The sequence below is a fragment of the uncultured Capnocytophaga sp. genome (assembly GCF_937936315.1).
GTDB lineage: Bacteria > Bacteroidota > Bacteroidia > Flavobacteriales > Flavobacteriaceae > Capnocytophaga.
In genome coordinates, this window is record NZ_CALGWU010000032.1 from 19,575 (window position 1) to 31,909 (window position 12,335).

Here is a 12,335-nt window from a genome sequence, read left to right on the forward strand (position 1 = left end):
AAGCAGTAAGAGTAATTTTTTACAATACCATACTTAGAGAAATGCGTTTGCGCACTTCGTCTTTCTCTATAACTTTTACTTGCACTTGTTGGTGGAGTTTAACTACTTCATTTACATCAGAGACATAACCTTCTTTCAGTTGAGAGATGTGTACTAATCCACTTTCTTTCACACCTATATCTACAAAGCAACCAAAGGCAGTAATATTGTTTACTATACCAGGTAATATCATTCCTATACGTACATCATCAAAGGTTTTTACATTAGGGTCGAAGGCAAAGGCTTTAGCAGTAGTACGAGGGTCGAGCCCTGGTTTTTCTAATTCCTTTAATACGTCCTTCAAATAAAGTTCACCCACCTTATCTGTTTTGTACTTTTGAATATCAATAGTGGCAATAGCTTGCTTGTTACCTATAAGTTGTGCAACTGAGATACCCGTGTCCTTCGCCATTTGTTTGATGATAGGATAGGCTTCGGGGTGTACTGCTGAATTGTCGAGCGGGTTCTCACTGTTGTGTACACGTAAGAAAGCTACTGCCTGCTGGTATACTTTATCACCCAAACGAGGTACCTTTTTTAAGTCTTCTCGCTTACTAAAAGCACCATTAGCCGAGCGGTAAGCTACTATGTTTTCAGCCATCTTCTCCCCTATTCCTGATACATAACTGAGTAGTGATTTGCTTGCTGTGTTGAGGTTTACCCCTACTTTGTTCACGCAACGCACTACGGTTGTATCGAGCTCTTCTTTCAATAACGACTGGTTTACATCGTGTTGGTATTGACCTACTCCTATGCTCTTAGGATCTATCTTCACTAATTCAGCTAATGGGTCGGCAAGACGCCTTCCTATGGATACTGCCCCACGTACAGTTACATCGTAATTAGGGAACTCATCGCGAGCTATTTTAGAAGCTGAATAGACCGATGCTCCTGCTTCACTCACCACAAATACTTCTACCTTTTTAGGGAAATTAATACTTCTTACAAACGACTCCGTTTCACGAGAAGCAGTACCATTGCCTATACTAATGGCTTGGATGTTGTATTGAGAAACCATTGAGTTGAGCTTTTTGATAGCCATAGTCATTTCATTCTGGGGAGCGTGAGGGTAGATAACATCGTGATGCAAAAGGTCACCTTTTTCATCTAAGCACACTACCTTACAACCTGTACGATATCCTGGGTCAATAGCCAAAATGCGCTTTTCACCCAAAGGAGATGCTAATAATAACTGTGAGAGGTTCTCGGCAAACACACTGATAGCTTTCGCATCGGCTTTATCTTTTGCCTCTTGTAGTGTTTCGTTGGAAATAGAAGGCTCTAATAAGCGTTTGTAGCTGTCTTTTACCGTTTTCTTCAAGAAATCGGCTACTTCTCCCCTACTCTTTATGATGTTTTCTTCCATAAAAGGTAAGGTTTCTTCACTATCTACTTGTACTTTTAGTTTTACAAATCCTTCTTTTTCGGCACGCAACATTGCTAATACACGGTGAGAGGGTACTTTGTTAAGGGCTTCTTCCCAATCGAAATACTGAGCGTATTTCTGAGCTTCTTCCTCTTCGTTTTTACCTTTGGCTACTTCGCTACTGATAATTGCTTTGCGCTGAAATATTCGGCGAAGAGTGCGACGTATAAACGTATTCTCGTTAATCCATTCAGCTATAATATCCGAAGCCCCTTGTAAAGCTTCTTCTTCAGTAGGTACTTTATCGGAAAGATAACGCCCTGCTAATAGTTCCAAGTCGGTTACACGCTGACTCATTATCTGTTTTGCAAGAGGTTCTAAGCCGTTTTCTTTGGCTACATCAGCTTTAGTTTTACGTCGTTTTTTGTAAGGTAGGTATAGGTCTTCTAATTCATTGAGCTCAAAAGAGTTCTCAATACGTTTACGCAAATCGTCTGTAAGTTTTCCTTGTTCTTCAATAGAAGAGAGAATCGTTTCTTTGCGCTTACAGATATTGTCGTAATCAGCTTGGGATTTGGCTATATGCTCAATGGCTACTTCATCTAAATTCTGGGTACTATCTTTTCGATAGCGTGCAATGAAGGGAATAGTACAGCCTTCGGTTAATAGTGAAAGTGTGTTTTCAATAACTTTTTCAGGTAGTTGTGTTTGGGCTTTTATATATTGAATATTTGTCATAGTGATTTATCAAAATTGCTAATTTCTATTGGTTCTTTATCTTTTTTAAACCAACGGGCAGTAAATTCTCCTTTTAAATTTATTTCATCTCCCATTACACGCAGCCAAGAGCCTTCACGCAACCCTATTACTGGTATATTGTTGAACACGTGAAATTCTTTAATACGTGTTTCGCGAGTTTCGCCTTTGTGTTTGCTATGAGGGTCGGGATCAAGATAATGAGGGTTGATATTGAAAGGAATAAGCTCTAAAGTACGGAAAGAAGGAGGATAGACAATAGGCATATCATTAGTAGTTTGCATTGTTTGTCCTGCTATATTACTTCCTGCACTCGTGCCCATATAGGGTGTACCTCCTAATACTACTTTGCGTAAAGAGTTTATAATATCTAATTGATATAGAGCATTTACTAATACAAAGGTATTACCACCTCCTGTAAAAATAGCTTCTGCCTGTTCTATAGCTTGTTTAGGATTGACAAAAGTGTGTAAACCTACTACCCTTTTGTCTAATTGTTGAAAAAAATTAGCGGCTATTTGAGTATACTCATCGTGAGAAATTCCACTGGGGCGTGCATAAGGTACAAAAAGAATTTCATTAGTTTCTTGGAAAAAATTGCTGAGTTCATCACGCAAATAAGAGAGATAAGTACCACCATATACAGTTGAGGTACTAGCTAATAAAAGTTTTTTCATCGATTGTTGAATGTTAGGCTGCAAAAGTACTAAATAATTATGAGAGAAGCAAAATTACTATCAGTTCCGAAATTGTCTAATTGCTAAATTATCGCTACCTTTGCGCCCTTAAAAACACACTATTTATGGATACATTTGAAAAGGAACTCAATAGGCTTAATGCACCACAACGTGCAGCAGTACTTCAGAAAGAAGGTCCTATTATTGTAATTGCAGGAGCAGGTTCAGGCAAAACTCGTGTACTTACTTATCGTATTGCTAACCTAATGCGACAAGGAGTAGATGCTTTTCATATACTTGCACTTACCTTTACTAATAAAGCGGCTAACGAAATGAAAAAACGTATTGAGGATATTGTGGGCAATAGCGAGGCTAAGAATCTATGGATGGGTACTTTTCACTCTGTATTTGCTAAAATATTGCGTTTTGAAGCTGATAAATTAGGCTATCCTCAGAACTTTACTATCTATGATACACAAGACTCTCAACGACTTATTAATGGAATTATTAAAGAAAAAGAGTTGGATAAAGATGTATACAAATACAAACAAATACAACAACGCATTTCTTCTTTAAAAAATAATCTTATTACAGTACGAGCTTATTTCAATAATCCTGAACTTGTAGAAAACGATGCTATTAGGAAGCAACCGCGTTTTGGAGAAATCTATCAGGAGTATGTAGAAAGATGTTTTAAAGCAGGAGCAATGGACTTTGATGATTTACTGCTGAAGACAAATGAATTGCTGAATGTATACCCTGAAGTATTAGCTAAATACCAAAATCGCTTTCAGTACATACTTGTAGATGAGTATCAAGATACAAACCACTCTCAGTATCTTATTGTAAAAGCTCTCGCTGACCGTTTTCACAATATTTGTGTGGTAGGTGATGATGCTCAAAGTATTTATGCTTTCCGTGGGGCAAATATCAATAATATACTGAATTTTAAAAGTGATTATCCTGAAGCTAAAGAATATAAATTGGAACAGAACTACCGCTCTACTAAAAATATAGTGGAAGCAGCTAACAGTGTAATTGAACACAACAAAGTACGGTTAGATAAGGTAGTATTCACTGAAAATGAGATGGGAGAGCTTATCAAAGTACATCGCAGTCCTACTGATGCCGATGAAGGACGTTTTGTAGCGAGTTCTATCTTTGAAAATAAGATGCAACACCAGTTAGCTAATGGGAAATTTGCTGTACTTTATCGAACCAATTCACAATCGCGTGCTATAGAAGATGCTCTTAGAAAACGTGATATACCTTATCGCATTTATGGAGGACTTTCATTCTACCAACGCAAAGAAATTAAAGATATGCTTGCTTATTTGCGTTTGATTATCAATCCTAATGATGAAGAAGCATTGGTACGCATTATCAATTTTCCAGCTCGTGGTATTGGAGAAACTACAATGGAGAAACTTACATTGGCAGCTAATCACTATAAGAAGTCTATCTTTGAGATAATGTACAATGTGAATAAGTTACCTGAATTACATATTAATAGTACAACCAAGCAAAAACTCACAGATTTTGTGGTAATGATACTCAACTTGCAAGCACTCAATCAGCGAGCGAATGTATTTGAGGTAGCAGAACAAGTAGCTAAAAAAACAGGTTTATTGCAAGAATTTAAAAAAGATGGAACTCCTGAGGGTATCGCTAAAATGGAAAACATAGAGGAGATGCTTAATGGTATGAAAGACTTTGTGATTGGACAAGAAGATGTAGCCGATAGTACAGGTAGTTTAGCTGAATATTTAGAAGATGTATCTTTAGCTACGGATAGCGATAAAGAGATAGGAGATGACGATCGAGTAGCCTTAATGACGATTCACTTAGCTAAAGGCTTGGAGTTTCCGTATGTATATATAGTGGGGATGGAAGAAGATCTTTTTCCTTTGGCAAAAAGTATACAATCACGTGATGAATTAGAAGAAGAACGTCGCTTGTTTTATGTGGCGCTAACACGTGCTGAAAAACAAGCTTATCTCACCTATGCTGAAAGACGCTATCGTTTTGGAAATTTATCAGATACTGAACCAAGTAGGTTTATAGAGGAAATAGATGAACGTTACTTACATTACCTTACACATACTTTGTCTAATCCTAACTATCGTTATAAACCTTTGATAGATAGAGATATTTTTGGTGAAGTAGATAAGAGTAAATTGCGTTTACAAAAGCCTATCAGTGGTACTCCTCCTTCTAAAAATGCCCCTACGGGTGATGAACAACAGCGATTACGCAAGCTTAAACCAGTGAATAGTATACAAAATGCTTCACCTAATAGAAGTATCTACAACGAATTAGAAGTAGGAACAACTGTTTATCACGAACGTTTCGGAAAGGGAATCATCAAAGCTCTTGAAGGAGTAGGCAATGATAAAAAAGCACAAGTTAATTTTGAGTCAGGAGGACTGAAAAATATACTATTGCGTTTTGCGAAACTCACTATAATAAATGAATAAAAAAAGGTGTCGTTATGAGACACCTTTTTTCTTGTTATATTTAAAATAATAAGCTAACATTTTGTAATAGAGTTTTGCAGCTAAAAAAGCTGTTGGTTTTGCTTGCGGACTATCCATTAGTTCTACAATATCAAATGCTACTACATTACATTTTTTAAACACTTTACGCAAGAGTTTGAGCGTAGGATACCATTGTAAACCACCTGGTTCAGGAGTTCCTGTTGAAGGTGCTATTGCTGGATCAAAAGCATCTAAGTCAATAGTGATATATAGATTACCAGATACTTTGTCTAATACATCATCTATCCAATTGTTATTTTTAGCAATTTCGTGAGCAAAGAACACACGACCTTTAGGCAAATATTGTTTTTCTTCTGCATCCATTGAGCGGATACCTACTTGTACCAATTTGTGCTTTTGGTTCGCTTCAAACACAGCACAAGCGTGATTAGAAGTAGAACCATGATATTCAGGACGCAAATCAGTATGGGCATCAAGTTGCAAAACTGTGAGCTTTTCATATTTCTCACCTACAGCTCGTATTGAACCAATAGACACAGAGTGTTCCCCACCAAAAAGAGTAAAGAGCTTATCTTCGTGCTTCAATAGTTCTTGGGTCTTTTCATAAACGGCTTGTGTCATTGCTTCAGGCGAACTATTTTCAGTTACTTCACCTGCTAAGTACACTCCATTGAGGTAAGGTTCAGTATCAGTTTCAATATCGTATAACTCCATATTTTCTGAGGCATCTAAAAATAATTCAGGACCTTTGTCAGCTCCTTTGCCCCAAGTAGATGTACCATCATAAGGTACTGTTACTAACATTACTTTGGCATTTTCCAGTGTAGCATTTTCCTCTGGAATTCCAGCATACGTTCTTTTCATTGTTTATATATTTAGCGAATAAAGTGCAAAGGTAATAAAAAAATCCTAAGTTTATATACTTAGGATTTTTTTAACGCACAACACTACTAAGATTATAGGTCTATCGCAATCGGTCTGCAGATTTTACGAGCTTCTCGTCCCGTCTGATAGCCTTGTTGGCCATAAACAAAAAAACGATAGAAAGCACGGGTGCGAAAACCCCAACACCTTTCTCAGAAATAAAGCTTTCTCCAGGTGAGTTTAGCATTCGATATACAAATATTCCTAGTAAAGTAAAATTTATAAGTATATTCAGCCAGTTGAGCCACTGCTGAACACTTCTTTTCTTATATTTAAATATGCTATAGATAGCTAATACAGCTGAAAGAGCAAAGACTATCGTTCTGATCCAATCTAACCCAAAAAGAACGGGAAGACCTGCTACTATTGCAACTATCAGCATATAAACTGTTTGTATTCTCTGAATCATTTGTTATTGTTTTTTCAGTGGGCAAATATACTACTTTTCTTGAAAATAGGAAAAATTATTTCAATTTATCAAAGCCATTACCATAAACTCCCATAACATTTGTTTTGGTTACAAACGCTGAAGGGTCTATAGTACGTACTAAGCGGAAAATAGAAGTAGCTTCTGTTCTACGAGCAATTACAATCACTATTTTCTGTGAAGATTTAGAGTACCAACCAATACCATCAATAATAGTACAACCACGCTTGAGTTCACTATTGATATGGTTTGCAATTTCATCGTAGTGTTTTGAAAATATAAATAACTGCACTGATTGTCTTGCCCCATTGATAACAATTTCAACCATTTGCCACATCAATGGAAGAAGGATAAGTCCATAAACAGTTTTTTCAATTGAATTGTCGTGGCGCTCTAAAATGAAGAAAGAGGATAATACAATACACACATCCACTACCAAGAGAATGCGTGCAATACTCATATTCCAATATTTAGTGAGTATAAATCCTATAATATCAGTACCGCCAGTACTTCCGTTAGCCGAATATACTAAACCTAAACCTGTACCACAGAGTAAACCACCCATAATTACAGAAAGAAAATCACCACTCAAAGGGGGGTGTTCCAAAAAGTAAGGCATTAAATACTCTTTCCCTGCCCAAATCAATCCTGATAAAATAGATATGGAGATGAAAGTTCGGTAAGTGAACTGTTTGCTCACTGCCTTAAAACCTATTAATAATAGGGAGATGTTAATTGTCCAATAGGTAATAGCAAAATCTAATCCTAATTTGTAATTTAAGATAAGGCAGATACCTGCTAAACCTCCTGTTACTATCCCATTAGGCATTATAAAGCCTGTAATACCCACAGCGTAAGATACTAACCCTACAAATATAGTAAGGTAATCTCTTAGATAAAAAGATTTTAAGTATTTAATAGTTCTACTCTCTGATATAGCCATTGATGTAAGAATTTAAAAGAATAAATGTTCTTATTTTTAAGAAACGGCGCAAAAGTAATACTTTTCATTGAATTGCCAAACAAAATTATTGCAAACTTTCTTTGATACGACGGATAGCTTCTCGCAAATCTTTCTCAGAAGCTGCATACGAGAAACGAATGCAATTAGCATCTCCAAAAGCTTCTCCTGTAACAGTAGCTACCATTGCCTCTTCTAATAGATATAAAGAAAAATCAGAAGCATTGTTTATAATGCGTCCTCTTAAGGTTTTACCAAAGAAAGATGATATATCTGGGAAAACATAGAAAGCTCCTTCAGGTATGTTGAGTTTAAAGCCTTCAATCTCATTTAAAAGTTCTAATACTAAGTCTCTCCGACGTTTGAACTCATCTACCATATATTGTATTTTACTCTTAGGAGCTTTTAAAGCCGCAATAGAAGCTCGTTGCGCTATGGCATTAGTACCACTCGTTACTTGTCCTTGTACTTTAGCACAAGCTTTGGCAATCCATTCGGGGGCTCCCATATAACCTATACGCCAGCCTGTCATTGCAAACGCTTTAGACATTCCATTTACCGTAATAGTACGTTCATAAAGACCATTAATTTCAGCAACACTAGTTATTCTCTCATTGGTGAAGTTGATGTATTCATAAATTTCGTCAGAAAGGATGAAAATATGAGGATGTTTCCTAAGTACTACAGCAAGGGCTTCTAATTCGTCTTTGCTGTAGATAGAACCACTGGGGTTACAAGGGGTATTGAACCATACCATTTTAGTTTTAGGAGTAATAGCAGCTTCTAACTGAGCAGGAGTTATTTTGAAGTTATTCTCAATGGTTGTGTGAACCTTTATTGGAACACCTCCTGCCATTTTAGCTATTTCTTTATAACTCACCCAATAAGGTGCAGGAAATATCACCTCATCTCCAGGGTTGAGCATCGCCAAGGCTACATTTGCCAAGCATTGTTTAGCTCCCGTAGAAACTACAATTTGTGAAGGTTTGTAACTGAGGTTGTTGTCTCGTTTGAACTTCTCACAAATTGCCTCTCTCAGCTCTAAATACCCGTCAATAGGTGTGTATTTGCTGTAATTTTGCTGTATAGCCTCAATAGCAGCCTCTTTTATAAAATCAGGAATATCAAAATCAGGTTCACCTAAGCTAAGACCGATGATATCCTTGCCTTCAGCTTTGAGTTCTCGTGTTTTAGCTGCCATTCCTAAGGTAGCTGAAACTTCCATAGCGTTGATACGGTCGGATAAATACTGTTTCATATCGTTTTGTTATTTTATTTTAGTTGTAATTGTACCCATACAGGTAAGTGGTCAGAGGGATAGAGAGCATCAATGCGGGTTTCTATAATTTTGTATTGTTTGACTTTAATAGATTTTTCTGTAAAAATGAAATCTATATGTCCTTTCAGTGGCTCATCGGTTTTAAAGGCATTGAAAGTACCCATATTAGGAGTTTTGTTAGTGGGAGATAACTGAGTATCATACAGCTGTGTTGCTATCTTTTGTACAGCAGGATGTTCTGTAGGGAGATTGAAGTCACCCATTAAAATAACTTTTCCATTTTTGGCAATTTCTTTGATTTTTTGTAAAACCAAGTCAGCACTTTGTATTTGAGCTACTTTGCCTTCGTGGTCAAAATGAAGATTGAATACCCAAAAGGTTGTTTTCTTGTCTTTGAGTTTCACCCAAGAACAGATGCGATTACAGCAAGTAGCATCCCAACCTAAGGAAGGGACATCAGGTGTTTGAGAGAGCCAAAAGTTACCTTTATCAAGTAAGACAAAACGATTTTTTTTGAAGAAGATAGCTGAATGTTCACCAGCTTCTTTACCATCATCACGTCCCACACCTTCACGCTGATAGGTAGGAAAACGCTCTTCCAAGAATTTAAGCTGATGAGCTAAGGCTTCTTGTACCCCAAAGATATCAGGATTTGCATCATTGATAATGGTAAATACCTTTTCTTTTCTATTGCCTTCTGTCCAAGAGTTTATACCATCGTAGTTGTTGTCATAGCGAATGTTATAAGTCATTACGCTTAAGTTTTGTGCTACAGTAAGAGCGGGTAAAATACATAAAATAAATAATAATTGTTTCATATAAGTCAGATATTTTAAAGGTTGTATTTTATTAATCTGGAGCATTATCTAACTCCGCTTCATCTATATAGAGATAGCAATCGGCAATAGATACTTCAGCTAAAGGAATAAAATTTGAAGAGCGCATCACTTTTGTAAGCCATTCTTCACAGGAAAGTTGTTCTTTTTGAGAAATGGTATCAGAAATAGAGGTAGACAGTTCCTTTTCTGAGGTTTCTTCTTTAGATTTTTGTTTGCAAGAAGAAATCAGTAAGATACAACATAAGAAGATAAAATAATTAATTATGTTCTTCATAATACACATTACTCTTTTCGGTAAATTGGATAAATAATTTTATTTTCTTCTTGTACTCCTTCTCCAAAAATACTATCAAAAAAGTTCCAGTTGAAGAAAGAATCAGCAGCAGTAGGTTCCAAGGTTTCTAACAAATATCGTTTGGCAAATTGTGAAGTAGGTATCACATAATCACCTTTGTAAAACTGCATTTTTTCTTTATGATTACTCACTTGGGTGTCAAAATGTAAATAATGCCCTTCAAATGGATGTGTTATAGTCTTAAAGTCTTCTATTTGATAATAATTTACATTCATCAAAGTATCTTTTGTGAGCTCTTTCATTTCTATATTGTGAGCGTTGAGTCGTGCAATTACTTGTTGCCACGCTTTGGGGATTATGTAGTATTCAGGCGATACTTCTTTAGCATCAGTCTGAGCTTGTTTTATTTTTAGTTGTTTAATGTACTGATTATCAGCGTCGGCAACTTCTATAATAGTTTTCATAGTTTCATAGTTAGCTTCTACGCGTTGTTTATATGATTGAAATATGTGAGTATTCAAGCGAACACCTATACAATTCCAAAGTGAAGCATAGCCAATAGAATTGTTTGCTCTACCGATAGTTTCATCAACAATTAAACGTCGAAAAGGTTTGTGGAACGTATCTTTTTTGAAAATATCACTTCGGTTCAAGAGGGGATCTGCAAGGTGTGGTTCTAACACATTGTCAATATAACCACTTAGGAAAGATCCTAATTTTTGTTTATCAGAAAACGAGTAGCTAAGTGTATATTGATATTCTTCTTTTCGGCTTACTTGGTTGTCTATAAAAATATCGGGTTGTACTTCTTGAAAGATTTTAGCGAAAGATAAAGTATTTTCTACATCAGCTTTTACAAAATCGTTGTCTAAATTATAATGGGCAGCACTCTCTTTCCTATTTTCTTGCATTCCTACTATATTATAGGCAGGAATGGTTACTACCATCACATTCCCAGAAAGTTTGATTTCATTCTGGGCTAAATTACGGAAAAGCAACATCGTAGCGTCCACACCGTCAGGTTCATTGCCGTGAACTGCATTGTTGATGAAGATAATAGTTCGTTCTTTGCGGTATTTATTGAAGTTAAATTCAGCATCAGGGCTGTATATCACCAAATGTAAGGGTACACCATTGTCAGTTTGTCCCATTGTTTTGAAAGATATAGAAGCAAAGTCTTGCGAAAGTTGTTTGTAATAATCAATCACTTCCTCATACGAAGAGCTTTTTAAACCATCTTTATTTTCAAAAGGAGTTTCATATTTCTCAGGTGATGAAAAAAAAGGAGTTTCGCAACTTGCGAGGAGTAAGGCTGATAGTATGTAGGTGATATATTTCATTTTATACAATTCATTTTTTACTTTTCAGTATCTGATACCCAATAGTATTTCCCATATTTTTCATTAGGAAGTATTTTTATAAGCCATTTTGTATTGGTATATGTTCCTGTTTCATTCAAAACTACAATACCATCAGCTAATAGATTATCTGGATTATTATTTTTATCAGAGTCAAAATCAAAAACAGAAACTTGCATTCCTTCTTTCAAACTTATTTCATTGCCATTAGAATCTGTTTTTATATCAGCTTGTGATAAAAAATATAAATCCTCCCAAGGGGTATTAAAGTCTATCCATATTCTTGGTTTATCTAGCAAAGAAGGGTCACATTCAGCACCTTTTTGTACATATACAGTTGCACCTTCTCTCTGATATGAAATTATTTGAGCCATTTCTTAATTAATAGATCTTATTCCTTTGTCAAACAAACTTACTTTGTAGCCCAAGGCTTTAGCATCATTGGCACTATAAGCCACACAAAAATCACCTGCTAAACCACAAAATACGAGTTCTGTAATACCTTTGTCCTGCAAAAAGCCGTGCAACCCTGTATTATTAAGTTTGTTATTGTCGAAAAAAGCACTGTAACTATCTATTTCGGGGTTCATTCCTTTTCTAAAAATGGCTGAAATAGGTCTTATGTCGAGGTCTTTATGTAGTTGAGCACCAAAAGTCCCTTGCACACAATGATCTGGCCACAATATTTGTTCTATACCATTTAACTGAATTACATCAAAAGGCTTTTTACCCTTATGCTGACTTGCAAAACTTTTATGGGTAGTAGGGTGCCAATCCTGAGTAGCAACCACAAGGTCATAACCTTTCTGCATTTCTGCATTGATAAAAGGTATAATTTGATCTCCTTCTTTCACAGGTAAAGATCCTGTAGGCATAAAGTCATTTTGTACATCAATGATAATAAGTGCTTTCATAT

At 36.0% G+C, this 12,335-nt stretch carries 12 protein-coding genes; 1 reads left to right on the forward strand and 11 read right to left on the reverse strand.

The window, feature by feature from the left end:
• Positions 1 to 19: 19 nt before the first annotated feature.
• Together Q0162_RS05795 and pepE are read right to left on the reverse strand one after the other, a co-directional pair.
• A complete protein-coding gene (locus tag Q0162_RS05795) occupies positions 20 to 2,143 on the reverse strand; it encodes a Tex family protein (protein WP_297890287.1) in 2,124 nt (707 codons plus the stop codon).
• Positions 2,140 to 2,838, reverse strand: a complete 699-nt coding sequence (gene pepE / locus Q0162_RS05800; protein WP_297890289.1) for a dipeptidase PepE — start codon at positions 2,836 to 2,838, stop codon at positions 2,140 to 2,142. Before pepE ends, Q0162_RS05795 begins: the two co-directional genes overlap by 4 nt.
• A 125-nt stretch (positions 2,839 to 2,963) precedes the next feature.
• Between pepE and Q0162_RS05805 the strand changes: the two genes are divergently transcribed.
• Positions 2,964 to 5,315, forward strand: a complete 2,352-nt coding sequence (locus Q0162_RS05805; RefSeq protein ID WP_297890301.1) for an ATP-dependent helicase — start codon at positions 2,964 to 2,966, stop codon at positions 5,313 to 5,315.
• A gap of 12 nt (positions 5,316 to 5,327) precedes the next feature.
• On the opposite strand, the gene speB is transcribed toward Q0162_RS05805, so the two are convergent.
• From speB to pncA, 9 genes are all read right to left on the reverse strand, one after another.
• Positions 5,328 to 6,200 (reverse strand): agmatinase, encoded by an 873-nt coding sequence (gene speB / locus Q0162_RS05810; RefSeq protein WP_297890302.1) that lies wholly within the window; start codon positions 6,198 to 6,200, stop codon positions 5,328 to 5,330.
• A gap of 100 nt (positions 6,201 to 6,300) precedes the next feature.
• Complete coding sequence (locus tag Q0162_RS05815; protein WP_040361118.1) at positions 6,301 to 6,669, reverse strand: DUF4293 domain-containing protein; 369 nt, start codon at positions 6,667 to 6,669, stop codon at positions 6,301 to 6,303.
• A 55-nt stretch (positions 6,670 to 6,724) separates the two neighbouring features.
• On the reverse strand, positions 6,725 to 7,630 hold the full coding sequence (locus Q0162_RS05820; protein ID WP_297890306.1) for a YitT family protein: 906 nt from the start codon (positions 7,628 to 7,630) through the stop codon (positions 6,725 to 6,727).
• Positions 7,631 to 7,715: 85 nt separating this feature from the next.
• Positions 7,716 to 8,906, reverse strand: coding sequence for a pyridoxal phosphate-dependent aminotransferase (locus Q0162_RS05825; RefSeq protein WP_297890308.1), 1,191 nt, complete (start codon positions 8,904 to 8,906; stop codon positions 7,716 to 7,718).
• Positions 8,907 to 8,920: 14 nt separating this feature from the next.
• On the reverse strand, positions 8,921 to 9,745 hold the full coding sequence (locus tag Q0162_RS05830) for an endonuclease/exonuclease/phosphatase family protein (RefSeq protein ID WP_297890310.1): 825 nt from the start codon (positions 9,743 to 9,745) through the stop codon (positions 8,921 to 8,923).
• Positions 9,746 to 9,776: 31 nt separating this feature from the next.
• Complete coding sequence (locus tag Q0162_RS05835) at positions 9,777 to 10,040, reverse strand: hypothetical protein (RefSeq protein ID WP_297890312.1); 264 nt, start codon at positions 10,038 to 10,040, stop codon at positions 9,777 to 9,779.
• A gap of 8 nt (positions 10,041 to 10,048) precedes the next feature.
• Positions 10,049 to 11,401 carry a peptidase M14 gene (locus Q0162_RS05840; RefSeq protein ID WP_297890314.1) on the reverse strand — a complete coding sequence of 451 codons (1,353 nt, stop codon included), beginning with the start codon at positions 11,399 to 11,401 and terminating at the stop codon, positions 10,049 to 10,051.
• Between the two features lie 17 nt (positions 11,402 to 11,418).
• Entirely contained in the window at positions 11,419 to 11,793 is a 375-nt protein-coding gene (locus Q0162_RS05845) for a hypothetical protein (RefSeq protein WP_297890316.1), read from the reverse strand.
• A 3-nt stretch (positions 11,794 to 11,796) separates the two neighbouring features.
• Positions 11,797 to 12,333 carry a bifunctional nicotinamidase/pyrazinamidase gene (pncA, locus tag Q0162_RS05850; protein ID WP_297890318.1) on the reverse strand — a complete coding sequence of 179 codons (537 nt, stop codon included), beginning with the start codon at positions 12,331 to 12,333 and terminating at the stop codon, positions 11,797 to 11,799.
• Between the last annotated feature and the right edge of the window lie 2 nt (positions 12,334 to 12,335).

What these genes read in the sequence shown, in the direction of transcription:
- Q0162_RS05805 (WP_297890301.1), top strand. Translation starts at nt 2,964, where the DNA reads ATGGATACATTTGAAAAGGAACTCAATAGGCTTAATGCACCACAACGT.
- pncA (WP_297890318.1), bottom strand. Translation starts at nt 12,333, where the DNA reads ATGAAAGCACTTATTATCATTGATGTACAAAATGACTTTATGCCTACA.
- Q0162_RS05815 (WP_040361118.1), bottom strand. Translation starts at nt 6,669, where the DNA reads ATGATTCAGAGAATACAAACAGTTTATATGCTGATAGTTGCAATAGTA.
- Q0162_RS05830 (WP_297890310.1), bottom strand. Translation starts at nt 9,745, where the DNA reads ATGAAACAATTATTATTTATTTTATGTATTTTACCCGCTCTTACTGTA.
- Q0162_RS05795 (WP_297890287.1), bottom strand. Translation starts at nt 2,143, where the DNA reads ATGACAAATATTCAATATATAAAAGCCCAAACACAACTACCTGAAAAA.
- speB (WP_297890302.1), bottom strand. Translation starts at nt 6,200, where the DNA reads ATGAAAAGAACGTATGCTGGAATTCCAGAGGAAAATGCTACACTGGAA.
- Q0162_RS05835 (WP_297890312.1), bottom strand. Translation starts at nt 10,040, where the DNA reads ATGAAGAACATAATTAATTATTTTATCTTCTTATGTTGTATCTTACTG.
- Q0162_RS05845 (WP_297890316.1), bottom strand. Translation starts at nt 11,793, where the DNA reads ATGGCTCAAATAATTTCATATCAGAGAGAAGGTGCAACTGTATATGTA.
- Q0162_RS05840 (WP_297890314.1), bottom strand. Translation starts at nt 11,401, where the DNA reads ATGAAATATATCACCTACATACTATCAGCCTTACTCCTCGCAAGTTGC.
- pepE (WP_297890289.1), bottom strand. Translation starts at nt 2,838, where the DNA reads ATGAAAAAACTTTTATTAGCTAGTACCTCAACTGTATATGGTGGTACT.
- Q0162_RS05825 (WP_297890308.1), bottom strand. Translation starts at nt 8,906, where the DNA reads ATGAAACAGTATTTATCCGACCGTATCAACGCTATGGAAGTTTCAGCT.
- Q0162_RS05820 (WP_297890306.1), bottom strand. Translation starts at nt 7,630, where the DNA reads ATGGCTATATCAGAGAGTAGAACTATTAAATACTTAAAATCTTTTTAT.